We start from the raw sequence: 26,430 nt of genomic DNA on the forward strand, positions 1-26,430 counted from the left end.
GAGGTTCAACATGGCAGAACTATCCATGACAGCCAAAAATGAAACCAGGCCTGTTGTATTCCTGAGCCGGCTTAGCCGGTTTCTGACGACCATGACGTCCTACGCCGGCGCATTGGTCCTGCTCACGAATGTCTTAGTGGTGTTTGCGTCCGTTATCTGGCGCTATGCGCTGCATTCGCCTATCCACTGGGCGGAAGAAGTGGCGCGGGCCATGATGATCGCGCTGGTATTTTTCGGCGTCGCGACGTCGACCGGGCGCGGTGGTCATATTGGCGTCGATCTCTTCCTGCGCTTTTTGCCGGAGAAGGTTCGTCCCTATGTCATTCACGCCAGCCGCTGGATTCTGTTCCTGGTTTCAGTCGGTCTGGTGGTTTCCAGCTATGACCTGGTGCAAGCCGCCCGGATGCAGACCACGGAGACCGGCTTACCGCAGATTATCTATGTCATCCCGGTGCTGATCGGCTCTGTCGTCATGATGGTCGCCGCGCTGGAGCATGCCCTGCGTGAGCAAACCCGGATTGTGCTGCTGAGCGGCGCGGGGATACTGGTGCTGATGCTGCTCGGCTATATGAAGCTTTCGGTGATGGCCGATCCCGCCACCGCCGCGGCCGGACTGATGCTGATCTGCTTCGTCCTTGGCATTCTTGCCGGCGTGCCGATCGCCTTTACTCTGGGAATGTCGGCGATGGTCTTTTTTATCTGCGATCCCTCGCTGCCGTTCGTCTTTTTCTCACAACAAGTGGCGGCGGGCGTTGACCATTTTGTGCTGCTTGCCATTCCGTTCTTCCTGCTGGCCGGCGCCGCGATGGAAATCAACGGTATGTCGACACGTCTGGTCGAGTTGATTGTACGCGGCATGGGGCGCTTTCGCGGTGGCCTGAACATGACCACCGTGCTGTCGATGGCTTTCTTCTCCGGTATCTCTGGCTCCAAACTTGCCGACGTGGCGGCGGTCGGTGGCGTTTTGATGCCCGCGGTGCGCCGTGCCAAGCAGGATAGTGAAGAAGCCGCAGGCGTTTTTGCCGCATCCGCCGTGATGGCGGAGACCATTCCGCCCTGCGTCAACCTGATCGTGATGGGTTTTGTCGCCAATATCTCTATTGGCGCGCTATTCATCGCTGGACTGGTGCCCGCCGCCTGTCTGCTGGTACTGCTGCTCATCGCGGCCAACCGGTTTGGCTCCAGAATTAACGTCAGCGAAGCTTATCCGGTATTACGCCCCCGCGCTCAACTCTATCTGGGAGCGGCTGTTGGTCTGGTTATGATTTTCATGATTGGCCGCGGCGTGATGATGGGTATCGCCACATCAACAGAAATTTCCGCCTTTGCCGTGATTTACGCCATCGTTGTGGGGCGGCTGGCCTTCCGTGAGCTAACGCTGAAAGCCACGGTGAAAATGTTCATTGATATCGCGGCGATGTCCGGGGTATTGCTGTTCATCGTAGCCTGTGCCACCAGCCTTTCTTATGCGTTAACCATTCAGATGATTCCACAGCAAATTGCGGAGCTTCTGGTCGGGATTGGTATGGCTCAGGGGGCCTGGCTATTCCTGCTGTTGACCATCGTCATTCTGATTGTGTTCGGCGCCGTACTGGAAGGCGCGCCCGCGCTGATTATCTTTGCTCCCATTCTGGTGCCAATCGCCATTCAACTGGGTTTCAACCCGCTGCACTTCGGCATCATCATGATTCTCTCCATGGGCTTTGGACTGTTCGCTCCCCCGATCGGGCTGGGACTGTATACCACCTGCGCCATCTGTGGCGTGGAGATGAAAAATGTGATTCGGCCAATGGCGAAATATCTGGCGGTAGTGTTTGTCGGGATAATCCTTGTGGCGCTGATGCCCTCATTGACGACCTGGTTACCGGGGCTGGCCGGTTACTAATGAAGCAGCCGCGATGAAAGAGAAGAGGCTCGGAAACGTTTTTTCCGCACCGGTGTCGCCGGTGCGGAAAAGAGTCCGGGTACAACAGGCTTCAGGTATGGGCCGTCCTGGCATTGGAGATAAATTCAGCCAGGCCTTACAGGATTGGAAAAATGAGTAATAACGTGTGTGATTACTGTCATCCGTCAGATCAACCGATCCTCTGGCAGGATCAATACTGCCGGGTCGTGCTGGTGGATGAGGCGGTATTTCCTGGCGGGTGCCGGGTAATATGGCAGCAACACAAAACCGGGTTGAGCCATTTAAACGAGGATGAACGTCAGCATCTTTTCTCGGTTATCAGTGAAGTTGAATCGATCATTCATCAACAGCTACAGCCGCAACACATTGATCTGATAGGTCCGGGAGCGACGTTCCCGCATCTGCACTGGCAAGTCATTCCCCGCTATGCGGACGACGCCCACTTTCCCGGCCCCGTATGGGGAGCGCCGGTGCGCGAAGGGAAACCCCGTTCTCTTCCAGAGGCGTTCGGGCAGGCGGTGGCGCAGGGGCTTGCATGTCGGTTCGACCGGCCGGAAAACAAGGGGCGGCATCTTTTCGTCATTATGGGGGTATCTGGCAGCGGAAAATCCGTCGTGGCGCAAAAGCTCAGCCAGCGTCTGGGGTTTGCGTGTCTTGACGGCGATTTCTTACACCCCCGCGCTAATGTGGACAAAATGGCGCAGGGTCATGCCCTGAATGATAGCGATCGCGCGCCGTGGCTTCAGGCGCTGAATGACGCCGCTTACTCCATGTTGCGCACAAATTCGGGATCGTTGCTGGTGTGTTCCGCACTGAAGAAGCGTTATCGCGCCATTTTACGTCAGGGAAATCCTCACCTCTCGTTCCTTTTTCTGGATGGCGAGTACGCCGTTATTGAAGAACGGCTTAAGCAGCGTAAGGGACATTTCTTCAGCCCGCAAATGCTGGATTCCCAATTCGCCACGCTGGAGAGACCCGATACAACGGAACAGGATGTCCGCCATATCGACATTAATAGTCCGCTGGATCAGGTGATTAATGCTTGTACGCGGGTAATAGCGGAAAAATTCGCTGCCGGGTAACAAGAGGAATATCGGATACGGTTTGCAAAACGAATGTTTGCATAGTTAAGAGGAAGCCAATTTACGTTTTTTTGCCGTAAATAACGGCATCGTCGCCTATCAATTAATCCATACATCTAAAGCCGACTTTCCGGTTGATGTAAGAGATGTGAAATAAACAGGAGTTAATAATGGGATCATTATCAGGTAAAAAAGTGCTGATCACTGGCGCGGAGCAGGGAATTGGTAAAGCAACGGCGAAAGCATTGCTTGAAGCAGGATGTGATATTTATATTCATTATTTTAGTGGTGAGGAGGGGCCGAAAGAACTGGTCAAAATAGCGAATTCTCTGGGAAGGCGAGCCGCTTATGGCTATGCTGATTTAACAGATGAAACGGATGCCGCCAAATGTGTATCGCAGGCCGTCGAGTTCTTAGGCGGTATTGATATATTGATCAATAATGTAGGCGGTATTATTGCCAGAAAATGGCTGGGCGAAATTGATAATAAATTTTGGCGAACGGTCATTGATGTCAATATGACGACAATGCTTAATGTGACGCAAAGCGCCTTACCGCACTTAAAGAATGCCAGCGACGGAGCGAGTATTGTCAATCTGGCCTCTCTGGCCGGACGATCCGGCGGGCATTCCGGATCTTTGGTATATTCAACAACCAAGGGCGCGATATTAACCTGGACGCGTTCACTGGCGGCAGAGCTGGGTGAGCACGGGATTCGGGTTAATGCCGTTGCGCCGGGGTTAATTTTAGGCACGCGATTCCATAATCAACATACGACCAAAGAATCAGCCGACCAGACTATTGAGGCTATTCCTCTGGGAAGAGCGGGGACGCCGGAAGATGTCGCCAAAGCTATTCAGTTCCTTGCCTCTGAATATGATGGCTTTATTTCCGGCGCCACCATTGATATAAATGGCGGTATTTACAGAATGTAAAAATTGCATGCGATGGAATTTATATTCCATCGCATTTTTTGAGATATAGTTCATGATTAAATCAGAAATTATTCACCCGGAATTGCTGAAAATATTGGCGCAATGTGGTCATAAAGCCAATATTTTAATTGCCGATGCAAACTACTCTTTTGTTACTAATTCAGCGCGCAATGCGCAAATAATTTATCTTAACTTTACACCTGGTATGATTAGTAGTACGGCTATTCTGGATAAAATTCTTGGCTATATTAATGTTGAAAAAGCAACATTGATGGCTTATCCAGATGATTTTGATAATACCATTGAGAAAGAATACAAGCAGCTACTCACGGATACGGTAGACATTACTTACGTTGACAGAAATAGCTTCTACTCGTTGGTTAAAGGCGATGATACTTTACTTGTGATAGCCTCCGGTGAAACCCGGCGCTTTGCCAATATATTGCTGACCGTGGGTCCCATCGTATTCTGACAGAAATACGGCTCCCGACCGGTGAAGCATCTCTTCCACCGCCTGATCGTGTCATGTGATGGCGCCCACGTCCGGCGCCATCAGATTCAGATGAGGCAAAGCATGTCTCTTATTTCTGGGGATGTCCTGAATGCGGGTCTTCACTGTCTCTGACGGATTTCCGGCTGACCAGCGCAGGCCTGAAAAGAAATTCTTTGGAAGGGAGAGCCGGGTTGTCTATCCGGCTAAGCAGACGATCCACCATGGTTGTGGCCATGTCTGCCAGTGGCGGCATCACCGAGGTCAGTCCAGGGTAAATCAGGCCGGAGAGTGAAATATTATCGATCCCCACAATGGAGATCTCCTGCGGCACGTTCACCCCCGTTTCGTGCAGACCGGCCATCAGCCCGATACCAAGCGCATCGTTAATGGTGACAACACCATCCGGCCAGCGTGGCTGCTGGCAGATTTTTTTAGCCAACAGACGCCCCAGCTCAGTCATTTCGGTGTCCCCGTAGGCGGACAGGGCTTTCCCCTCGATGATCATATCTTCCCTTAGCAACCCATGCTCCCGGGCCGCGCTGAGGAACCCCTCAATTTTGTGAGAGCGGCTGGCGGTGAGGCTGGCCTCGGTAACAAATGAAATATGGCGGCATCCTCTGGCGATCAGGTGTTCGGCAGCCAGCCGGCCAGCTTCAACGTTATCCATTGAAACGCTGTCGTAAGGCGTCGTGCCGGGTTGTATGCCGCTGGACAGGCGGCTGTCGTAGGCGATCATAATCATGCCCTGAGCCGCGGCCCGTGAAAAATGGGGCTTTTCCATATCACTGGCTGCAACAATGATGCCGCGAACGCCGTGAGCGAACATATCTTCAAGGAAAGCGTGTTCTTCATCCACCTGACGATAGGTGTTTCCCAACAGTACGCGATACTGATGCGTTTTCGCTGCCAGATCCACTTCCCGTGCCAGAGCGGCAAAGCTCGGGTTAATGATCGAAGGGACCAGCAGACCGAACATTTTCGCCTGCCCCGTCTTGAGTTGCTGAGCGATCCTGTTTGGATGGTACTCCAGATCGCGCATGGCCTGCTCAATACGCTCCAGGGTTTCCTGACGCATTTGGTCGGTGCGCCCGTTCAGCACATTTGATACGGTGCTAAGGGAGACGCCGGCGTGTTTCGCAACATCACGAATGTTTGCCATACTTTCCTTACATCTGTTTTTATTGCCTGATTATAAGTTTTTTATCCGGGAACACATTTTTTAATGGAAACTAAGGCGCCATCTGACCACCGTTAACGTCGATAATTTGCCCGGAAATGTATCCACTTAACGCGTGAGTCGCCAGGAATAGATAAGTTGGCGCCACCTCCTCGCTACGGCCGAAGCGCCCCATCGGAATGGCGTCGCGCATCTTTTGCACTGTTTCATCACTTTTACCGTGATGAAACGCGGTATCTATGCTTCCCGGTGAGACCACATTAAAGCGTATATTATCCTGGGTGAACTCTTTTACCCAATTGCGGTGCATGTTGTGGATCCAGGCCTTGGCGCTACCGTAAACGCCGGCGCCAATGCCACCGCCGTCACGACCTGCGATTGATCCCGTACTAATCGCTGCGCTGCTCAGTCCGCTCTCTTTGGCCGATTGACGCAGGTGGGGAATGGCGTATTTGGTCATCATCAATACCGAGCGTACGTTGAGATCCATAACCCGATCGAAGAACGCATCATCCATATTTTCCAGTATGCTCCTGCCGCCCAGTCCGCCCGCATTGTTGATCAGCACGTCGATTCCTCCGAAGCGAGCGACAAAATCATCCACTAACTGCTGACAATTAGCCGAATGACTTAGATCCGCCGCAAACTGTGAGTACTGACCAGGTAGCGTATTCAGTGAATCCAGAGTATGAGGCTCGGTAATAGTGCTACGACCATTAATACCGACACAGGCACCATACGTTAGAAACAGTCTGGCTGTCGCCAGCCCAATACCTGTAGTCGAACCGGTAATTAAAACACGTCTGCCTTTTAGCTCATGAAACATGCTAATCCTCTCTAAACAGGGAGATAGATGTGGATTACCGCCGAGTGTTGATACATGCACGGAAGGAATCTCTCCGGGGGTATGTTTTTCTGTAACGTTTTAGTGCAACGTTACAGAAAAGTATAACGAAAAAAGCGGTAACGCAATGGTTTATTATGTGTTGAACAGAGCGCGGTGAAGGGGTTGCGCGAGCACTGCGTTACGCACAGCGCCGACCGTTTCGCTGAAATCGTCCCTGATGGAATCTGAATATTTCTCGTAATACTATGATATTAATGATTTAAGTTTGAATTCAGACTGTGTTGGTATACCTAAATGTATACCAATGATGAAAAGTGATAGGGCTTTTTTACCTACGCTCCCCTTGTGAGGTCACGTCTTTTCGTCTCCAATATTCACGCTACTTCTTGATAAGTGCACATGAATGTCACTTTTTAGTGTCATGCGGCTGTACTTAATCCTGCCTTGGTGCTTATCAAGCCAGTTCAAATGATGCCAACTGTTTTAACAGGGTGTGAGTGATAGGAAGATAGAGCGAATTAGACTTACGCTGAAAGCTAACAAACCCATACTTTAGGTAAAAGTTCTTCGCTGCCTGATCCCTGGCATCGACATGCAAAGCCCATATTCCCGTCGTCGAGCGCGATACGTTAGCGGATTTTATTATTAATCATCAATATATTAATGATGGATGAGTGGGTGAATAGATGACGAGTTACTCATCACTTTTTAAGGCGTTTTGACGTAAAAAAACCGGCCGGAGCCGGTTGTGTCATTGCTGGCGTTTACCTCGCAACTCATATTTTGGCAGCCAGTAGGCATTGCCGCCTGATACCGATCCTGCAATTGCTTTACTTATATCACTCAATAAAAAATTGTTTATTACACGATCCTTCCTATTGAGATGGGAATCAGGACAGATATTTAAAATGAAGTATAATCAAAACCTATAATATTATATGTAATTTCCAATTTGAATTATTGTTTATAGAGTGCGATAGTCAAAATAAATAGCCGGTGAGGCGAATTTTTTGGATATTTACGGCAGAGTTATTGGCTGTTATCTCACTATTTATCATTAACAAAAAATCCCGAGTTACGCTCGAATATGTGAAGTGCTATATATTGCGATAATATTCTCACAAAGGAAAAATGAATAATGAAGATCACAAAAGTTGAATCTATTTTAACAGGCTCTCGCCGCTTATTCGTAAAAGTGTACACTGACGAAGGTATTATCGGCACAGGCGAAGGCGGAAACTGGGGGTTCAGGGAAGCGGTGGCTGGCGCGGTTGCCCGCATGGAAAAACCGTTGATTGGTCAGGATCCGAGGCGGATAGAGTATATCGGAAGCGAGTTATATAACCGATTTAAATTCGGCGGCACGGTTGTCGGCAGCGCGATTTCCGCTATTGACATTGCTTTGTGGGATATCAAGGGTAAGTATTATAATGCCCCTATTTATGAGTTGTTAGGCGGCGCCGTCCGCAAGAAAATTCGTTTATGGGGCGTTGTGAATGGCAAAACCATTGAAGAGAGCGTTGAATCAGCGATAAAACTACAGGCGGAAGGATATACCTGTATTCGATTAAATCCAACCAATATCAGGGAGGCCACCGGTACTTACGCCCGCCAGATGAAAGCAATGAGCGATATGATTCATGCAGTGCGTGAAGCTGTTGGTCTGGATATGGATCTTGGTTGCGAAATTCATCGCGCGTTACAGCCGCATGAAAGCATTACTCTTTTGAGGATGGTAGAAGACTGCAATCTTCTTTTCTTCGAAGATCCTATTAATTATGAAAATTATTTATCGCTGAAAGAAATAACGCGTAAAACCAAAACACCGATCAGTGCCGGAGAACGCAGTTTTTGCATTCAGGATGTGGATATGCTGCTTCGGGAGGAGAGCGTTAGCTTTATACGGCCGGACATTTGCGTTATGGCGGGCATCACCGGTTGTAAAAAAGCCGCGGCAATTGCGGAAAGTCATTATGTCAATGTCATTCCGCATATTGCCACCGGCAGCATTAACCTCGCCGGTAGCCTGCATCTGGCAGCCGCAATACCTAATTTTGAAGTAATGGAAATGTGTCCTATCACAAGTGAATGGGAGAGGATTCAAAAAGAGATAACCACGCCGTTTAAAATTGAGAATGGCTATTTAATGGTGCCGGAAGGTTCGGGACTTGGCGTTGAGTTGCGCGATGACGTTAGAGAAACGTCTCCTTATTGTGACTGGGAATGGGATTTTGATAAATGCGAAATAAAATAGGGTTATCTAAAAATAAATAATCTGACGGATGCTCATACTGCCTGACTCCAGTGTAATAGTAATAAAAGTGACCGCATAGAAACGGCCCGGAGTTGCCGGGGTTGCGTGGCGTCTAATCATCCGCCGCTTTGCGCAACCAGGTAAAACTAACAATAAAAACCAATGCAATTCTATTAAGGGGAATAAAATCATGGTATGGGTCGGTATTCTTATTATTATTGCAACATTTTATTTTATCATAAAAAATTATGAAACCAGATTAGTGCTGATTATTTCCGGGGCAGTTATGGCATTACTCGGTGGAAATGTTGTAAGCGCGGTCAATGCCTTTGTCAAAGAGTTAACCAATCCCGGTCTGGTGCCGACAATCTGCACGGTCATGGGTTTCAGCTACGTAATGGACTATACAGGTTGCAGTAAGCATCTGGTTACTTTTATGACGAATTTGTTAAAGAAAGTTCCGTTAATTATTATTCCTGGTGCTGTTTTGGCCACATTTTTCCTGAATATTGCTATACCAAGCGCGGCTGGCGTGGCAGCAGCCGTAGGAACACTTTTAATTCCTACTTTGCTGGCGGCAGGTGTTCGTCCGGCAATGGCCGGTAGTGCTGTGTTTTTAGGAACATGGGGTAGCGTCATGAGTCCGGGCCTGATGTTTAACCCTCAGGTGGCTGAAATGGCCGGAGTGGATGTAATGACCGTTATCTCGACCTTTTCCAGGCAGGTATTAGTGTCTGCCGTTGCTGCCGCACTGATTTTAATGGTGATTGCTTATATAAAAAAAGAAGGTGTGGGAAGCAGCCCTTTAGACAGTAAGGATGGGGAGATTGAAAAAAACAAGGTCAATTATTTATTTGCCTTTATACCTGTCGTTCCTATTGTGATTTTAGTTTTAGGCAGTAAACAGGTACAGTTGATACCTGAATTTACAGTGCCTCAGGCAATGATCCTGGGAACAGCGTTAGGGTTTATTATTACCCGACAGCATTTAAAAGAGATGATAAAGCAATTCTTCCGTGGAATGGGCGATGGTTTCTGCGATGTCGTCGGCATTATCGCTTCCGCCGCAATGTTTATTCAGGGGATGCAGGCCATTGGTCTGGTTGACGAGTTACTGGATATAATGAAGAGCTCGCAGCAACTGGCAAAATTCTCGGCGGCGTTTGGTCCTTTTATTATCGCGGCAATATCAGGAACGGGAAATGCGGCGGCACTCGCCTTCAATGGGGCAGTAACACCGCACGCGCCGACCTTCGGCTATGGTATTATTGAAATGGGATCTATGGTTCAAATCGGAGCCGCTTTAGGGCGCACAATGTCACCGGTATGTCCGGCGGCAATTATTCTGGCAAAAATTGCGGGGGTTAATCCTATAGAAATTAGCAAACGTAATATGATTCCAACTGTTATAGCTGCATTTATCGTTTTGTTTACATTAATGTAATAAGGGGCACTCTGCCAACTCCAGGGGATTTTACCGCCAGGAAAATAATTATTTTCGTAAAATTACGCGACGTTTCTATCAGAGTTGTCATTGTATTTCCTGGCTTTACGACGGTTACCACGCCCATAAGCCCGCTACAAAATTAAAGTTATTAATATAGTGATGGATTGCGCCAGGACGGACAAGTAGCGGGAGCTGAAAATCAGGATTAATACCGACGGCAGATAAAACAGCATTACCTGTAAATATTTTTTACCGTTGAAAAAAAAGAAAATACATCTTTAGACAGATAAGCATTTTTTCTATAAACAAATCCCACTTGCAATTGATCAGGCACACAGCCGTTTAATATATAATACTTTCCGCGAAATTCGGGATTGCAGTAAGGAATGATCACTTCCGATACGAACGCAACGCCTATGCCGGCGACTGCTAACGCATGGGCCGTTTCCATACTTCTGACTTCAATGATCGCCTTGGGTGTAAATTTTTGTTTTTTAAAGAAGTTTGTGAGCTGAATTCTGGATTGAGAATCAGGAAGAAGATAAATAAAGGACTCATTTTGTAAATCAACCAGATTGATGGAGGGATATGAATCAACAGAACCGTTGACTTTATACTTATTGTTAACAGGATGATCGCGGGGTAATACGATTAAATGCCTTTCTTTATTGATAAGAGAATAGGTCAGATCGTTGTTTTTAACCGGTAAAATTTCTACGCAAAAATCTATATCACCAGTAAGTACAGCACTTTCAAGTTTTGATGCATTATTCTCATAAATTGAAACTGTAATGCCTGGATATTTATCATAGAAAACCGGAAGGACTTTGGGGAAAAAGTACTTTCCCCGGAATTGAGAAATGCCAACGGTGATATTTCCATTTTTCAAATCGGCTATATCCTTCATCTTCTTGTGAAGTTGTTTTTCATAATTTACAATCTGATAGGACATTTCAAGGAATTGCTTCCCGGCGAAGGTCAGCATTAAAGGCTTTCTGCTGCGATCGAACAATTTTACCCCCAGGGATTCCTCGATGCGGGCGATGGATTGGCTTAACGACGGCTGAGTAATAAAGAGCTTTTGCGCTGCGTTAGAAAAACTTTTTTCTTCTGCGACCATTAACACATATTTGATATCACGAAATTCCATAGCGAGATCTTCCGTTAACTAATTGTTTCAGATAATAGATCACCCACAGGGATCTCAGTCCAGATTGTACAATCTGTTCAGTCGCCAAATATCGCAAACCGACAACCGGACAACCATTGCATCAATCCCTCGAATCGAATGACGTCTGGTGCAGAAAATCTGTATGATCACGAAGTCCTGCAAAGTTTGCCTACGGGTTGCGTTAAAAAAACCGACAGAGACCAATACTCCGGTATTAGCTGGCTGATACAATACCCGCCATCACATTTTGACTAGTTGGTGTTCACGCCGAAGTACGAAATTATTATCTGTTGACGAAATAAATAAAATACCGTGCGAAAGTAGATTCATCTAGCGATGTGTTCTGGCCACTACCCAACGATAAATCTTAAATCCTTTATTGCATATATATGCGGATTAAAGGCAAAGCGAATGCGATATGAAATGGCGGTGCCCGCTGCTCTGGCACAGCAGGACTCCCCTAATACGCAATCTATCGTAACGGCTACAATATCACTGCAAGATCAACGACTCTTTGTTGTTGATGACGCACAGTTTGCGGCATTCATTGCCGAATTGAACACACCAATCACCAGTAATGAATCGCTGCGGGCGCTATTAGATAGAAAATCACCGTGGGAGTAACGGCGACCGCATGATCGCCGCCACGCTTTTTAAGATTATGCAAAAAGGGAAGGTACGTAATCAGGAACGCAATGCTTTTTCCATTTCCCGGCGCAGAATATTATTCAACCGTGTCTGATAGCCCGGCCCTTCATTTTCAAGCCAGTTCAGCACATCGGCATCAAGACGTACCGTTTTCTGCACTTTTACCGGTTTATAGAATTTACCACGCACCGCATTGTTCCACACTGCATCAGGCAATTCCGGCGCATCGCTGTAATCGATATCTTTATCCGCCATGTTGTTAAGGCGATCGATTTGTTGTTTACGATTCATTATCCTCGTACCTCGCTCTTTCTTTAGCGTTTGCTTTACGGGCAGAAATAAGCCTTATTGAATCGAATCTGTCCGTATGTACCACCAGAAGTAAAATTTGTCCGCCTGCTTTTCCTATTGTCTGGTATCGCTTTTCTCCGTAATCAAATCTGTTATCACTGGCTTTTTGTTTTTAGGCGGTTGTTTTGCCGCTGATGGTAGTCTTGCCTAAACGACGACTCAGGGCGCTTTGGGTGATCCCGAGCAGTTTGGCGGCGGCGCTCTGGTTGTTATTGGTGCGAATGAGCGCCTCATGGATCAACTGCTGCGTGATTTCTCTAATGGTGGGCAAGTTTGCCGGAAAGGCAATCCGTTCACTTTGGGGCATCTGCTGGGTCTGTTCCAGCACCTTAAAAAAAGGCGCGAGGGCCAGTTCTTGGCCGTTACTGATCCCAACTGCGGTAAAGGTTAACGACTTTAATTCGGCAATATTCCCGGGAAAGGCGTAGCTCTCTAATCGGCTCGCTAGAGCATGGGGCAGGGCGAGGTAATCCCGGCCTAACTCTTGGCAGGCCATCTCATTAAAATGTTGTAATAACAGGCCGATATCGGCGGCCCGTTCCCTAAGCGGCGGCAGTTTGATCCGTTGTGGTTGCAAACAGTAGAGCAATCCGTGGGAAAAAGCCCTTTGTTCGAGTTGTTCCAGCGGCACCGTCGTGCTGAACAGCAATCGGCACTTAAGGGCGGTTTCCCGCAATGAGCCCTGCGGAAAATAGCGTTTTCGCTGGCACAGTTGAGTGAGTATTCTTTGGGTTTCCGCGCCCGCCAGCGCTAAATTATCGAGCAGCAAAAAGCCTGAGCCCGCCATATCGAGTAAGCCCGCTTGATTGGCAATCCCAAACAGTTTTTGCTCCAATATCTGCGGGGATACATCGGCCAATGACAGCGCTAACAATGGCGATTCCGGGCAAACCAGTTGTTGCAGCGCCTCAGCAAACAGGTGCTTACCCGTGCCGATTTCCCCTTCGATTAAAATGGGCTCGCGGCTATCGTGCAGGGTGGCGGCGAAGTTGAAGCAGTCGTGCATTTTGATGTCCGTGGTAAGGATTTGATCGAAGGCTCCCAGCTTCATGCGGTTAAAGAAACCATCTTTAATTTGATGGTAACGCCGTTCTAGCCCGATCATCTCCATGGCGCGTCGGACACATAGCAGCAAGTGGTCGGTCGAACTGGTTTTGGTAATAAAATCGTAGGCGCCTTGCTTCATGCACTCTACCGCGATTGCGGTTTCATTGAGTCCCGTCAATATGATCACTCGGACATAGGGGGCGTGCTCGCGAATATCCCCAAGCAATTGCCGGCCATCGAGGGCCGGCATGTTGAGATCGAGTAACACCAGCGCGATATCCAGGTCGTTGATCAGTTGCAGCGCCTGACGGCTATTTTCGCAGGTGTAGGTCTTGGCCTCTGGAATATGCCGATTGAGCAACATATCGATGGTGCGTAGCCAGCGGGTTTCATCATCGACGACGAGAATATTGCGGCTAAGTTTCATTGCTCATTCCTAACAGGATCTTCATTTCGGTGCCGATATTGGGCTGCGAATGGATAAGCCATTGGGCTCCATGTTCGACAAGAATTTTATTGGTGGTCGAGAGCCCAAGTCCGGTGCCGCCTTGCTCGCGGCGGGTGGTGAAGAAGGGTTCGCGAATACGCGCCTGTATGTGAGGCTGCATACCGCAACCATTATCGATGATCTTAAGGTATACCTGACCTTCTTCGACTCCGGTTTCAATCGTCAGCAGCGGATTGGTTTTGTCCATCGCCAGACAGGCATTCTGGATCAGATTGATAAGCACCAATTGGAGTTGCAGTTCGTCCCCCTTAATAGCAGGAAGTTTAGGATGGAGTGAGAGCTGCAACTGCAAACGTTTGACATTGTTATGGGTTAATCGCAGCGCGGTTTCAACAATGTGGTTTAGCGCGACAGGCTTAACATTGTTGAGGCCGTAGCGGGAGAAGTGCTTGAGATCGTGAATAATACAGCCGATGCGCTCGGCCGATTCCTGCACCGATTGGCTGGTATAATTAAGCTCCTCAAACCCCTGTTGCAGCGCCTGCGGTTGCGTGGCCGCCAACGGCAGCGCACGTTGCAGATCGTCGATAATATCCTGCATCAGACTCATGGATTGATTGATAAGTCCTACGGGATTATTAATTTCATGGGCTATGCCCGTGGTCAACTCCCCAAGGGAAGCGAGGCGACTGGACAGCTCGCTCGCCTGTTTTAACTCAAATGGTTCGGTGTAGTCTTCGATAAATAAGGTGAGCATATTGCTTGAGATCAGATACAAGTTAAGTTTCCAGCGTTTATTGTCGAGGGAAAACTCTATTAATTGCGAGTCTTCACCGTTAAATCCTGACTGGATAAGCTGCGTTAGCGCCACCTTTGGATACGCCTGTTTGAGCCTCTCTGGCTCTAACATCCATTGATACTTACCGTTTTGCCAAATTATCTGCTGGTGTTGATCCAGGAGGATAACGCCGCAGGGCAGGCCATCTAATACCGAGTGGAATTGGGCCGATACCCGGCTAATTTCCGCTTCGGCTTTTTGCCGTTGGCTGAGTTCCCGTTTAAGCGATTTGGTTTTTTGCCGGAGCACCAGGCTGATATAGAGGGTGATCAACATGCCAATGCTGGAGACGATGGCGGCTAATAACGCGCCTTGAAACAAATTATTACGCACTTGACCCAGTTCGATTTTTTCCTTGCCGAATCCGACCCATTTATCAATCAGGTCATCGAAATAACCGCCGTGGTAATTCTGCTCCAGAACGTCACTCACGGCCTTGGAAAACGCAGGGTCCTTATCGGACATAACCAAATAAAACTGACTAAAAAATAATGGATTACTCGCCGTTTTGGTCATCGGGAACAGTTGCAACAGGCGGCGGGCACAGTAGAATTCGGCCAGCACAAAGTCCACTTTACCGGCTGATAATAGCTCAAATCCCTGCTCATTGGTGACCACGGGCACGAGGATAAAATCCTGCGGATTGGCCTTAAGATACATATCCACCGAGGAGGCTTGTTTGATGGCCACGCGCTTTTTACGCAGCGTCGCCCAGGAGTCTGCCTGGCCTTCGGTGCGCAGATTATAGGCGCTGATATAGGTGGGCAGCAACGGCAGCGCGGTATTGAGAGCGAACGTCTCTCCCGCGGGCAAATCAATCACGGCTAATTGGCGCGCCTTATGGGTCACGGAATACAGGGTTTGCTCTAGGGTTTGGCGGTTGATGATTAAATCGTATTGCAATTTTTGGGCAATTTGCCGGGCTAATTCAATGTTGAAGCCTGTCTCTTCACCGGCCTCATTTTGCCACTCAAAGGGCGGGGTATTGCTATGGACATTGAATGTCAGATCCTGCTGCGCCAATCCTTGAGTCGAGATCAGACTCAGCGCCAATATCATTCCCCGTAAATACTGCCAATAGCTCACTGAATACACACCTTCTTGATATCTTCCCAAAATCGGTGCCAGGCTAAATCAGAGATCCGGGCCTTTTTGGATTGGGTTTAACCATAAGCGCAGTCAGTCCACAATGGCAGCCCGTTGCCTCTTTTCTGCTAGTGATTTCACATTTAATTTGCTCGGCTAATTCTGCGGTTAGGTTATATTTGATTGAAAATAAAGATAATTAATTGATTTTTAACGGCTGCGTTTTCGTTGTTATGCAAAAATGCATAATTGGGTATGCAAGGGTCAAAGTTTTTTGAGTTAAGCGATCTATCGCCAAATTTTATCTTCGAGTGTTACCCCCTAAGAAGTCGCGCGACGTAAATTGCGATCGTGAGCAAAATGCGTCAATAACTCCTGAAAAAAAATTGAATAACATAGGGGACACTAAGATGGATAATAGATTAGACCAAAATCGCCGTGAATTTTTAACCAAGGGAGCCGTGCTCGCCGCTGCGGCGGGAACGCTTGCCATGTCGGCCTCATCTGCGGTCAATGCCGCAGGCGCATCGGCTGCTGCCGCAGCGGCAACCACTGACGCTGCGGATGTGCCAAAAGCCATCACGGGTTACATTAAAGAGCCTAAAAACTTAAAAGATGTGCTCAACAATGCCCGTAGAATTATGAGTACTTGCGCTGCTTGTGATGTAGCCGGCGCAGGCCATTGTAACGGTAAAGGCCCCTGCGGAGAGGGGGTTCCCGGTATGGGCGGTATGCGTCAAAGCTTTGTGCGCAACATTGAAGCCTTTGAAGGCATGAGCCTCAATATGCGCAGCCTGCACAATGTGACTAAGCCGAAAATGGAAACTGAGTTACTCGGCGTTAAATTAGCTATGCCCATCCTGACCGGTGTCACCGGCGGCCTAACCTACAACATGGGCGCGGCCAACAAATTAGCGTTCGATGGCCAAGTGATGACCGAAGATAAATACGCCCGCGGCATTATCGAAGGGGCGGCGAACGTAGGCTGTTTAGGTTGGGCGGCGGATGGCATTGAAGATCCACTCGATACCTACCAACGTCGTTTAGAAGTCGTCAAAGAATTTAAAGGCCGCGCGATTGCGCAAATCAAGCCTCGTACTCAACAGGAAATCTTTGATCGTATCGATCTCGTACAGAATGCCGGCGCGCCTTTCTTTGCGATTGACATCGATTCGGCTGGTCGCGCCGCTCGTGCGCTACCCGGCAGCACGGTTGAGCCTAAGGATCTGAAAAAGCTTAAAGAAATCGTTAAATACGCCAAGATCCCCTTTATGGCGAAGGGGGTGATGACGGTTGAAGAAGCCCTGATGTGCGCTGAAGCCGGTTGCGGTGCGATTGTGGTGTCTAACCACGGTGGTCGCGTACTGAGCTCGACCGTAGCCACTATGCATGTGTTACCCGCGATTGTAAAAGCCGTACGAGATCGCGGTTACAAGATGCCGATTCTGGTGGACGGTGGTGTGCGTGATGGTGGCGATGTACTCAAGGCACTGGCTAGTGGCGCTCAAGCCGTATTAGTCGGCCGTCCAATGCTACGTGCCAGCCTCGGCGGTGGTGTTAAAGGGGTTGAGATGCAGTTCAAACGCTTCCAAGGTGAGCTTGAGTCAAGCATGGTACTGACCGGCACCGCCGATGTGAATAATGTCGATCCATCGATTCTCATCCGGGAGGTTTGATTCATATCACCGCAGCATAGGTCCAAAAGTCAGCTTTGCGCGCTTTTTGGTGAAAGACCGGTAGTCGCGCATCTGCCAGACTTTTCTGCCGGTGCTTTTGATTAGCCGTTGCAGATCGTCGCCGTCATGCCGTGGGTAATCCGCATCCTATGGCTTGGCGGCTTTTATCTTCGTATCGGTGAGGGGGTTTGTTAAGCGTGCCATAGGTATCTCCATCATTTAGGTGCGGGGTGGGTACCTGCCTTTGGGATATCTAAAAGTTGTGGAAGTCACAAGATCGCCACAGTATCCAGCAGACGTAAAAAAGCCCGCGGGTTTGTGCCATGCGGGCTTCTCGTACTTCATCGACTACAGGGGCCGTTGAGAGGCAGATAGATAAAACATTATCCAAAGAAAGCTATTTTTATTGGCGCGACGGTGGGGCGAATGATGAGTATCAAATATCAATCGTTATGAAATTAACTGATGGGTCTTTAGCTCTCTTCCTCGGAAATAATGATGTTGATCTAACCTCTTTTTTAAATTCTGATACTCCTTATCTAAATTATAATGAAAAAATATCAAATATGGTCGGTCGACGGCAGAGCGTTTGTCTTTATATTCATCTTCCCGTAAGCGTTCTAACCTTTCAAATAGTTACCCAGGAGTGGGGATTAAAAAGTATTCTATCCTATGGATAGTGTATTGAGCCTTTCCCACAACACAAAAGACAGGATCTCTTTTTGAGTGACAGAAAATAAAAAACAAGGAATTGAGCAAGAGCGTAATGGCAAGGAAATGATAATATATGAGTATAAGTAAAAATTTCAGGAAGAAGCTTTGTATATAACGGTTATGGAACTTTGGCATTGTGGCCGGCAGTAAAGACTGCACAAAATAAGTTCAGCCGAAACGGATATATCTATAGTCAAAGGAGAATGACGATGCCGGGTGCCGCCCGTCTGAATGATATCGCAAGTGGTCACGACTGCTTCCCGGAAACCCCCGTTATTGAAGGCAGTCCTGACGTTATCATCAATGGTCAGCCTGCTGCCCGTCNCGACTGCTTCCCGGAAACCCCCGTTATTGAAGGCAGTCCTGACGTTATCATCAATGGTCAGCCTGCTGCCCGTCAGGGTGATACGGTTCTGCTTCATGGTTGTCCCTGTCCCAATGCACCGCATGGTGTGCATCCCCGAAAAATAGCAGCAGGCTCATCGACGGTTCTCATTAATGGTAAACCCGCTGCCCGTATTGGTGATGGTATCAATTGCGGTGGTGTCATTATTTCCGGCAGTGGCAACGTCATTATTGGTGATACGCCCTATAAATCTCCGGTTCAGGAATGTGGTAAACAGGCGGCGTCGAACCGTTCCCCTTTGCTGGCGTTGACACCGATGCTGGCAATGGAGCCTGTGTTTGCCAAATCCTGTTTACGTAGCGTGGGCTGTACGGACGCGGGAACGGAAGAAGAGCCGCAGACCAATATTGGTGAAATGAGCGTGTATGTCGCTGAGCCGGTTGGTCATGCCGACGCCTCATCAGAAAAATCGGGTGAAGTGAAGCAATATGCGCAGGCGGTAAAAAAGAAAAATACGTCTCCGGTGCAGGCCAAAACCGATACCTCTGTCTCATCTCAATCGATTACCGGAAAAAATACGGTTAACAAACCAGCTCAGCCACCGCAGGAGCCGTGGTATCAGACGATATTCAGCCTGTTAGTGGGTAAAGCGGATGCTGCGATGTTGCCTCCACCCCCACAGGTCGTTATGGCAGGAACGGCAGCACAAGCCGGTTCAGCGGCGGCGGTGGGTGGCGCTGTGGCTCAGGCTAATCAGGATGCGGCAAACGCACTGACACACCAGATGAAACGGCTCTCTGGCCCGTCAGTCTGGCAAGGGCAGTTACAGATGGCACACACCTTTTTGCTGATGGGGGCGATGGTTCAGCAGCATCTGAAGGGTGAAAAAGAAGATTTATTGACATCGGAAAAATTGCTGAAGGTTGCACAACAACAGGGAACGGCGCCGAGTCGTGTTCGTTATCAGTGGGTGGAGGATGAGGATACAGGCAGACTGAAGGCAGTCGGTTATCACACCAGTATGGAAAGCAGGCGCGATCAAGTTCGGGTCAGGCTGTTGAAACATAACTTCCCCAGTAACCGTTATGAGTTTTGGGAAGAGGGCGCGACAGGGCCAACTATTCTATGGACACCGGATAATCCGGGGGTAGAATTACCAACGGATACGGCACATGGTGAACAGCCGGTTATCTCGTCAGCGGTACCGGGATTTGAAATCCCAGAGATGGATGATGTCAGTATCCTTGTAACACCAATCCCGGAAGAAAAGGATTTTCGGGATTACATTCTGGTGTTCCCGGAGAATGCGTTTCCACCGATTTATGTTTATCTGAGTAAACCCCCGGTTAACTTGCTTGATGTTGATTTGTACAGTAATTTTAAGGGGCGCTCACGACAAGGGAAATATCATGCTGATCATATGCCATCGGCTGCGGCGGTAATAGAATTTTTGAAGCGGTTGTATCCAGATGCTAAAGAGTATGAATTAGAGCAGATGGCTAAGGATGTGGCAGCTATAATCATTCCTGCTGAAGTTCACCAAAAAATTAGTGAAACTTATGGTTGGCGTAATAGGTCGCAAGATATTGATCGAGACTCTCATGATTTACGCGCTGCGGTAGATCGCAACTTTGATGCGATAAAACACACTCTGAAAGAGTATGGTGTGACAGAAGAGCAGTTGGAGTCGGCAAGAGAAAAAATGCATAAACTTAATGAAGAACAGGGGTTGTATTAATGTCCGTAAATATAGAAGCATTAATCGATTGTTTGGGGGGGACTTATCAAGAAATATTTGATGCAGGTCTTATTCCTTATAAAACAAAGCCGACAGGTTTTTCTGGTAGCTCTAGTATTAGTCTGGATATGGCAGAAGAAGGTATTTATCTTTCTTTTAATAGAAATGAAAAAACACTAAATGAAATTACTTTGATAATATCAAATAAAAAAAAGAAAGGATATTATTTTTCAAATAAACTACCGCATCCGTTAAAGAACCTAATGTCGAGAAGTTGGATTCAGGAGCAATTTGGTGAACCCTGTAAATTTCTGCCACCTAGGAAGAGATTAAAAAGAGATATTGGTTATACAGATCTTTATCATTTAACAAATTATAGTCTTCTGGTAAGTATGCAGATAGATTATGATCTTAATGAAACCGTCGAGGCAATAACATATTTACCTACGCCAATGGTTAGGTGGTGACTATTTCATGAGGACCTGTGATACCTTCATGATTTCATTTTAATCCTGAACAAGGATTGTACAAATGGCCGTAAATGTTGATGCTTTGGTTAATAGCTTAGGGATGAGTTATCAGGAGCTCATTGATTCTAAATTAATCGTGTATAAATCACCTCCGAAAGGAGCATCAGGTTCTCCTATTCTTAGTCTAGATATGGCTAGGGAGGGAGTATTTTTGTCATTCTGGCGTGACGGGAGAATATTAAAAGCGGTGACGCTCACTCTATTCAGGATGATGATATTTCTGGTTGGATATTTCCAAACGAACTTCCGGTGCCTTTATTGAAGAGGATGACTCGTTAGTGGGTTCATGAAATTATAGGGGAACCGTTAAGAAGTTCTCCCCTTAAAGTCATTATGAAAAGAACATTTGGCTGGACGGATCTATACGATGCCAACGGTCGTCCAGTACCGATCAGTATGCAATTGGCTATGACATAGCGGATAATGTCAGATCTGTCACGTTTCTTCCCACATCAGAACTCCGTTGGTAATAGATAAAACGGCTTAATTTTGATGTATTTTCGTCATTACTTCCTTTTTCGGTAAGGAGGGTATTATAGTGGCTTAAAGCGAATGGCTGGCACATAGGAAATTGAGTATGAAAGGTCAATTTGAGAGAGAGTTAGAATTGCTCATTGAATACGAAGGTTTAAATAATGAATCAATTTACCTTCGGGACTATCAAGATTTTGAAGAGATCCCTTTATTCTCTCGTTTTGAAAGTATTTCTTTCTTAGAATCATTGTCTTTTGATGAGAAGAATAAGATTTTAATAAAAAAAGGGATTGAGCTAGTTGAAAAGAGCACTAATTTAGTAAAGGAAAAATTATCTGAAAATAATTTTCTTGATTATTTTTCTTGTCTTACATTAACTGATATTGATGATTTTCATGAAATAAATTGCTTCACCCCTAATATATTTATATCTAAAAGAAAAATTTGGCTTCTTTATCATCTTAATCTAATTCAAAAAAATACAGTAGAAGAAAATTTGATTAAAGAATATTTAGTCTCGTTGGGGAGGGAAAGGTATATGGTTTCTGTTCCATCAAATTATTCAGATGATAACAAGAGAATATATGTAATAAAGCATTTTACATAGTGGGCGATCTTCTCTCCGGTCGATGAACTCTTTCCCCCACGTCGAGGCCTGTGCTAAATAACGTCGCATATTACCGCTACACCCTGTGGAAGGCTTGTGGCGCTTTACCCTCAAATGACCGCCTGGGTAGAACGAATGCGCTGGGGGGAGTTGAATTTATTATCTATCATTATGATTAGATGACTTATTCCTGATTCCACTTTTGCTCTATGGGCCCAGGTGTGGGCCTAAAAATTTTGTTTGCTTGATTAAAGTGGAGGCTGTGGGATCTTTTTGCGAAATGAGTTGCAAAATATTTTTAGCCGAGGAATCTAATTGTGTGTTTTATAGTCATATAATTTATGTTCGATACAGCTCCGACTGTGAATAGTCAGAAAAATATATACCTGCGTAGAACCCAATTTATGCATGTCGCAGAACTGTGCGTAACGATGTTTACTAAGAAAATTAGCTAAACACAGAGCAATTATAACATTATTCTTAATAGTAAAATTCTAAGCCATAAATAATAAAAATTTAAGAGAAAAATTGTATTTATTAGGATGGTTATATTTATTATGGTAATGCGAGATGGCTGAGTTGAATGGATGATGTTATATCAAATACGCATAAAATATATATTTTAAATGGAATAGGGTGATTTTAAATTAAATGTATTTTTAAAATAGAAATAAAACATCACAAAGAAAGCCTTCTGGTTAAGATATCTCTGATGAAGGCTTTTGGAGGATGTAATGAACAGGATTAGCTACCACTTAACCTGACAGCGTTTAAAAGCAGAACACAGGACAAGCAGCAATGAGCGAAAAGCGGAAATTAGCACTTATCTGCCAACATGAAAGATGACTACTGCTGCCATAGATATTCAAACGGCGTCAGGCCCCATCCCTACAATGTTGGCTGCCCTAGGAGCGATCAGAGAACAGATGTCGCTCTTCTTACCGTAAAATCGTGGCCGGTTTTCCTTTACTACTACATATCACGGTGACAATGCGTTATGCTTGTTTTGCGCCTAATTATCTTATTGATGTTATTTTACTCAGCCCACACCGCAAAACGCAAAATGTTCTAATCGGTATTCAATATGGAAACCCCAGAGTACAAATACAGCTTGCAGCAACTTCTTTGCTTGAAAGTATTCAGTGAAGTATTTGAAGTAATCAGCTCTGAAGAGTTTTGTCGGGCTGTAGTAGCCTGGGCTGAAAGAGAGGTTATAGCTGGCATAGGCTCTGAAACGCTTCTTATAATTGCATCGCTGGGACTTGATTCAAGGCTAGACCGTTTTGAAGTCGAGAAATACCTGCTTATTTACCAAAGTGAACAGTGCATTCAAGAACCATCCCCTCGTTATAGTGCTTTAGTTTGGCTTCGCTTGGAGTTGGAACAGTTGATTGCAGCCTCATCCGCATACGAAATCGAACGAAGGCTTTCATTTTTTACACATTATTTTTTAGACTACCCACCACGAGCTTTCGCCTGTATAACAAATATACTCTCAAATTTTTATTGGGAACTCTACGACGAGTCAATTCCTGTATTTAATTCCAGAGCATCTGAAATGAGTGAAGATGAGCTTTTAGATCAGGTTAAAGAGCGCCTACTTCCCTTCTACCGGATCCTAAACAACCCCGACTGGATGCAGGTATTAGCTTATTGAAATCAGAGCATCTGTATCATCTGTTTTATTCATAACCTCTTAATCCCTGGGTTACAAGCGAGCGCTGGTATTGGATTATGGTCAGCTACAGTAATCGAACCATCAATGAAACATCATGTTTTAGGCAATGAGCTGATGACATGTCTTCATTACTAACTCTTTGAAAGACTTCTGACGTCCCCTTCTGGCACTGGGCGGGCTAAAGTTAATGATAATTTTGTGTTGGCCCGATAGTCTTTCATTGTAACCATCCTGATTTGATTCCCGTTCAGTCCGGGTAGTTTTATAAAACGGGATCTCTGACTCACATCACCCCTGCTACACATTTACCAGAATAACCTGACGCTGACCTTGTCCGCTTCCGCCGGCGCGCAACTGGCACTCCTGCTTAAACACTCGGGAAGTGCCTAATTAACCCAGTCTTCCAGCACCAGACCCGGCACCCGCGCAAACTCCCTTGTATTGTTCGTCACCAGCACGGCGCCGGCGGCAAGGGCGTGCCCGGCAATCGCCGTGTCGTTCGGGCCGATCGGTGTTCCAGCCGCGGCCAGGGTAGCCTTGATTTTCGTGGTGGCATCCACCGCTGCCCGGTCCCAGGGCAAAATCGCATCGAGACGGGCGCAGAACGCGTCAACCAACTGCGCATGGCGCGGCGCGGCTTTCTTGCCAATCGCACCGAAACGCATCTCGGCGTAGGTGATGGCCGAGACAACGATCCGGTGATTGCGCAGTACCGCCTGTTCCAGGCATTTAATCACGGCTTGTGGCTGCTCGCGCATGATGAACGAGCAGATGTTGGTGTCCAGCATATAGGTCTTGTTCACAGGTCAAAGCGTCCTTCGTCGCTGACAACGTCCTCACGCTCCACCATAAAGTCCGCGTCGGCTTTTTCAAGCTGCGCGAATGAGCCCCAGGTCGGCCGGACGGGGCGCAAAATGATGTTGTCCCCTTCCCGGATGATCTCCAGTTCGCTCACGCCCTCAAAATCCAGATCGCGGGGCAGACGGATGGCGCGGTTATTGCCGTTTTTAAAAATGGATACGATTCGCATGATGTCCTCCTGGTTTCATGGCCTCATGGCCCATCGGCATATGCTCAGTATAGGCAGATGTTTGGGATATGTATAGGGTAGGTATATGCAGATGTGTGGCATATGAATATGTCATGCCTATCCATTTCTCTTTTCCACGTCAGATCCGAAAACCGGTGAAGTCGGATCCTTGTTGGCAGGCAGCCCAAAAGACTGGGCCTGATAAGCAACCTGTAGGCGTGTTTTGACTGTCCGCTATGAGCGAAATGCGGACACTTGTGAGTCAGTATTGACAATATTGCATTTTGAGCGACGGGCATTCTCATAAGTCATGGATGTGTACAGTTGCTACTTTACTTTTAAAGAGTTATTGAGATGGGCTTCGACTAAGGCTTGATACAGAAACAAAAATGTGTGATAAATTTTATCCAAGGAAAACACTCGATTAGTAGGGAGTATCATGAATCAAGAAGACCAACGCCTCCAAGTTTTATACAAACTTGTTACAGACTACACACCTGAAGAACATTGGAAATTATTACCAAAGCAAGATAATAATCATCTCCAATGGTTCAAGAGCTTTAAATTCCTAAATCCAGTATCTTGGTCTTCATCTCCCCAAAAGATCCCTTATATTGCTGCTACCACACTCATCGATTCGTACTCATGCTTGCCTCGCCGCCCTGATATGGCATTCTCATATCTTTGGACAGCCATCAACAATTGCTATAACGATTTATTCCTCAAACACAACACAAACAGTAATAAACTTGGCGACACCAAGGCTATTGATAATTCACTGGCACTAATTTCTAATATTCTTAATTCAAAAGTAGATAATAAAGCAACACCACCTGAAGAACATGAGAGTAAAACAATAAATCAAATTTTGATTGAGTTTGTAAAGCGTATACCAGGTAAGAACCTTAGATTTTTAAGCTCCTATATTTTAAAGGGTATGGCCGTTTCAATAAATAATAGTAACAGCAACTTACCACCTATAAGAGAAATCCATATTTCATCTTCTTATCGAACTTTCGAAAGAAGGTTTGGATCGATCCATAATCATCTATATTGGAATTACGGGAAAAAATATTCAAGCATATGCTCCGTTTCTGAGTCAATGATCTCTTCCCATCCAGGCGGGCCAAGTACTTTTAGAAATTGTCCTAACGAACCTTAGCGTTCGTGACGTCCGCCTATGGCACAGGACTGCTGTTGCAGCCCTGACAACCTTAGACTTCGATCGATTCAGATATCTCTAACGCATCATCGACTTCAATGCCCAGATAACGAACCGTGCTTTCCAGTTTCCTATGGCCCAACAGAAGTTGGATAACCCGGAGATTCTTAGTTTTCTTGTAGATCAGGTAAGGTTTTGTTCTTCTCATGGAATGTGTGCTATACATCGAATCGTCGAGGCCAAGCTTTGCTACCCACCCATGAAAAATTCGGTTGTATTGCCGGGTTGATATGTGCTGGTTAATACCGACCCGAGATCGGAACAAGAAGTCTTTACTGTGCAAATTGCCAAGGTTTATCAATGCAGTAACAGCTTCTCTTGTCCCTTTGGTTATCTCAAATTGGACAGGGATACCGGTTTTCTGCTGCAACACCGTTGCTCTGCTTGAAACAGAGTTACCATATGCAACATCAGATACTTTAAGTTTTACCAGATCACAGCCTCGTAGCTTACTGTCCAGGGCCATATTGAACAGAGCCAAATCGCGCGTCTGACCTTCCAGTTCAAGCCTGATTCGGATCCCCCAGATATGAGATATCTGAAGTGGTCTTTTTTGGCCGACGATACGGCCTTTGTTCCACGGTGACGTGTTCATGCTCAAATCTCCTACAATGTGGGAGATTTGAGTATGGTCGTCCCTCATGAGCGAAGATCGGACATTGCAGTTGAGGTATTTTTCTGAATT

General features: G+C 46.7%; 24 protein-coding genes and 4 pseudogenes. 17 read left to right on the top strand and 11 right to left on the bottom strand.

Annotated elements, in window-relative coordinates:
* Positions 1–10 precede the first annotated feature (10 nt).
* From DDT52_RS15305 to DDT52_RS15320, 5 genes and pseudogenes are all read left to right on the top strand, one after another.
* Positions 11–1,885: a TRAP transporter large permease gene (locus DDT52_RS15305; protein ID WP_136157116.1), complete on the top strand. Its 1,875-nt coding sequence runs from the start codon at positions 11–13 to the stop codon at positions 1,883–1,885.
* Positions 1,886–2,037: 152 nt separating this feature from the next.
* Positions 2,038–2,325: pseudogene (locus tag DDT52_RS21215) on the top strand (HIT family protein); the annotation flags it as partial.
* A gap of 165 nt (positions 2,326–2,490) precedes the next feature.
* A complete protein-coding gene (locus tag DDT52_RS21220) occupies positions 2,491–2,988 on the top strand; it encodes a gluconokinase, GntK/IdnK-type (protein WP_247595550.1) in 498 nt (165 codons plus the stop codon).
* A gap of 170 nt (positions 2,989–3,158) precedes the next feature.
* Entirely contained in the window at positions 3,159–3,923 is a 765-nt protein-coding gene (locus tag DDT52_RS15315) for an SDR family NAD(P)-dependent oxidoreductase (protein ID WP_136157118.1), read from the top strand.
* Positions 3,924–3,975: 52 nt separating this feature from the next.
* Entirely contained in the window at positions 3,976–4,395 is a 420-nt protein-coding gene (locus DDT52_RS15320) for an RbsD/FucU family protein (RefSeq protein ID WP_136157119.1), read from the top strand.
* A 109-nt stretch (positions 4,396–4,504) separates the two neighbouring features.
* Here DDT52_RS15320 and DDT52_RS15325 read toward each other — a convergent pair whose 3' ends face one another.
* Positions 4,505–5,575 carry a LacI family DNA-binding transcriptional regulator gene (locus DDT52_RS15325; RefSeq protein WP_136157120.1) on the bottom strand — a complete coding sequence of 357 codons (1,071 nt, stop codon included), beginning with the start codon at positions 5,573–5,575 and terminating at the stop codon, positions 4,505–4,507.
* Between the two features lie 70 nt (positions 5,576–5,645).
* On the bottom strand, positions 5,646–6,419 hold the full coding sequence (locus DDT52_RS15330; RefSeq protein ID WP_136157121.1) for an SDR family NAD(P)-dependent oxidoreductase: 774 nt from the start codon (positions 6,417–6,419) through the stop codon (positions 5,646–5,648).
* 1,159 nt (positions 6,420–7,578) lie between these two features.
* Between DDT52_RS15330 and DDT52_RS15340 the strand changes: the two genes are divergently transcribed.
* A complete protein-coding gene (locus tag DDT52_RS15340) occupies positions 7,579–8,694 on the top strand; it encodes a mandelate racemase/muconate lactonizing enzyme family protein (RefSeq protein WP_136157122.1) in 1,116 nt (371 codons plus the stop codon).
* Positions 8,695–8,884: 190 nt separating this feature from the next.
* Positions 8,885–10,138, top strand: a complete 1,254-nt coding sequence (gene dcuC, locus DDT52_RS15345; RefSeq protein ID WP_136157123.1) for a C4-dicarboxylate transporter DcuC — start codon at positions 8,885–8,887, stop codon at positions 10,136–10,138.
* 235 nt (positions 10,139–10,373) lie between these two features.
* Here the strand turns inward: dcuC and DDT52_RS15350 are convergent, their stop codons facing one another.
* Positions 10,374–11,291: a LysR family transcriptional regulator gene (locus tag DDT52_RS15350; protein WP_136157124.1), complete on the bottom strand. Its 918-nt coding sequence runs from the start codon at positions 11,289–11,291 to the stop codon at positions 10,374–10,376.
* A gap of 432 nt (positions 11,292–11,723) precedes the next feature.
* On the opposite strand from DDT52_RS15350, the gene DDT52_RS15355 reads away from it, so the two are divergent.
* Entirely contained in the window at positions 11,724–11,936 is a 213-nt protein-coding gene (locus tag DDT52_RS15355; protein WP_136157125.1) for a type II toxin-antitoxin system TacA family antitoxin, read from the top strand.
* 60 nt (positions 11,937–11,996) lie between these two features.
* Here the strand turns inward: DDT52_RS15355 and DDT52_RS15360 are convergent, their stop codons facing one another.
* The 4 genes and pseudogenes from DDT52_RS15360 to DDT52_RS15375 form a co-directional block, all read right to left on the bottom strand.
* Positions 11,997–12,251 (bottom strand): BrnA antitoxin family protein, encoded by a 255-nt coding sequence (locus DDT52_RS15360; protein ID WP_136157126.1) that lies wholly within the window; start codon positions 12,249–12,251, stop codon positions 11,997–11,999.
* Positions 12,241–12,402 (bottom strand): annotated as a pseudogene (locus DDT52_RS15365) (BrnT family toxin); the annotation flags it as partial. The gene DDT52_RS15360 and the pseudogene DDT52_RS15365, both read right to left, overlap by 11 nt.
* 21 nt (positions 12,403–12,423) lie before the next feature.
* Complete coding sequence (locus DDT52_RS15370; RefSeq protein ID WP_136157127.1) at positions 12,424–13,785, bottom strand: sigma-54-dependent transcriptional regulator; 1,362 nt, start codon at positions 13,783–13,785, stop codon at positions 12,424–12,426.
* Entirely contained in the window at positions 13,775–15,730 is a 1,956-nt protein-coding gene (locus DDT52_RS15375) for an ATP-binding protein (protein ID WP_136157128.1), read from the bottom strand. The genes DDT52_RS15370 and DDT52_RS15375 overlap by 11 nt, the downstream gene beginning before the upstream one ends.
* A gap of 410 nt (positions 15,731–16,140) precedes the next feature.
* Here DDT52_RS15375 and DDT52_RS15380 point away from each other — a divergent pair, with 410 nt between their 5' ends.
* The gene (locus tag DDT52_RS15380) at positions 16,141–17,406 is read left to right on the top strand and encodes an alpha-hydroxy-acid oxidizing protein (RefSeq protein ID WP_136157129.1); all 1,266 of its coding nucleotides are present in this window, start codon (positions 16,141–16,143) and stop codon (positions 17,404–17,406) included.
* Positions 17,407–17,427: 21 nt separating this feature from the next.
* Here the strand turns inward: DDT52_RS15380 and DDT52_RS21420 are convergent.
* Positions 17,428–17,610 (bottom strand): annotated as a pseudogene (locus tag DDT52_RS21420) (integrase arm-type DNA-binding domain-containing protein); the annotation flags it as partial.
* Between the two features lie 119 nt (positions 17,611–17,729).
* On the opposite strand from DDT52_RS21420, the gene DDT52_RS15390 reads away from it, so the two are divergent.
* The 7 genes and pseudogenes from DDT52_RS15390 to DDT52_RS15415 all read left to right on the top strand — a co-directional run bounded on the left by DDT52_RS15390 (position 17,730) and on the right by DDT52_RS15415 (position 23,472).
* Positions 17,730–18,086: a hypothetical protein gene (locus DDT52_RS15390; RefSeq protein WP_136157130.1), complete on the top strand. Its 357-nt coding sequence runs from the start codon at positions 17,730–17,732 to the stop codon at positions 18,084–18,086.
* 359 nt (positions 18,087–18,445) lie between these two features.
* Positions 18,446–20,204: pseudogene (locus DDT52_RS15395) on the top strand (S-type pyocin domain-containing protein); the annotation flags it as partial.
* Positions 20,204–20,671, top strand: a complete 468-nt coding sequence (locus tag DDT52_RS15400) for a DUF6392 family protein (protein WP_136157132.1) — start codon at positions 20,204–20,206, stop codon at positions 20,669–20,671. The pseudogene DDT52_RS15395 and the gene DDT52_RS15400, both read left to right, overlap by 1 nt.
* 103 nt (positions 20,672–20,774) lie before the next feature.
* On the top strand, positions 20,775–20,996 hold the full coding sequence (locus DDT52_RS21425) for a DUF6392 family protein (RefSeq protein ID WP_345719096.1): 222 nt from the start codon (positions 20,775–20,777) through the stop codon (positions 20,994–20,996).
* Positions 20,997–21,067: 71 nt separating this feature from the next.
* A complete protein-coding gene (locus DDT52_RS21430) occupies positions 21,068–21,151 on the top strand; it encodes a hypothetical protein (protein WP_345719097.1) in 84 nt (27 codons plus the stop codon).
* Between the two features lie 160 nt (positions 21,152–21,311).
* Positions 21,312–21,815, top strand: a complete 504-nt coding sequence (locus DDT52_RS15410; protein WP_136157133.1) for an Imm15 family immunity protein — start codon at positions 21,312–21,314, stop codon at positions 21,813–21,815.
* A gap of 1,084 nt (positions 21,816–22,899) precedes the next feature.
* On the top strand, positions 22,900–23,472 hold the full coding sequence (locus tag DDT52_RS15415; protein ID WP_136157134.1) for a hypothetical protein: 573 nt from the start codon (positions 22,900–22,902) through the stop codon (positions 23,470–23,472).
* Between the two features lie 407 nt (positions 23,473–23,879).
* Here the strand turns inward: DDT52_RS15415 and DDT52_RS15420 are convergent, their stop codons facing one another.
* Together DDT52_RS15420 and vapB are read right to left on the bottom strand one after the other, a co-directional pair.
* Positions 23,880–24,296 (bottom strand): type II toxin-antitoxin system VapC family toxin, encoded by a 417-nt coding sequence (locus tag DDT52_RS15420; RefSeq protein WP_136157135.1) that lies wholly within the window; start codon positions 24,294–24,296, stop codon positions 23,880–23,882.
* A complete protein-coding gene (gene vapB / locus DDT52_RS15425) occupies positions 24,293–24,523 on the bottom strand; it encodes a type II toxin-antitoxin system VapB family antitoxin (protein ID WP_136157136.1) in 231 nt (76 codons plus the stop codon). The genes DDT52_RS15420 and vapB overlap by 4 nt, the downstream gene beginning before the upstream one ends.
* 439 nt (positions 24,524–24,962) lie before the next feature.
* Here vapB and DDT52_RS15430 point away from each other — a divergent pair, with 439 nt between their 5' ends.
* Positions 24,963–25,685, top strand: a complete 723-nt coding sequence (locus DDT52_RS15430) for a hypothetical protein (RefSeq protein WP_136157137.1) — start codon at positions 24,963–24,965, stop codon at positions 25,683–25,685.
* Positions 25,686–25,737: 52 nt separating this feature from the next.
* On the opposite strand, the gene DDT52_RS15435 is transcribed toward DDT52_RS15430, so the two are convergent.
* Positions 25,738–26,340 (bottom strand): site-specific integrase, encoded by a 603-nt coding sequence (locus DDT52_RS15435; protein ID WP_136157138.1) that lies wholly within the window; start codon positions 26,338–26,340, stop codon positions 25,738–25,740.
* Positions 26,341–26,430 lie beyond the last annotated feature (90 nt).

The sequence above is a fragment of the Brenneria roseae subsp. roseae genome, assembly GCF_003115845.1.
GTDB classification, from domain to species: Bacteria; Pseudomonadota; Gammaproteobacteria; order Enterobacterales; family Enterobacteriaceae; genus Brenneria; species Brenneria roseae.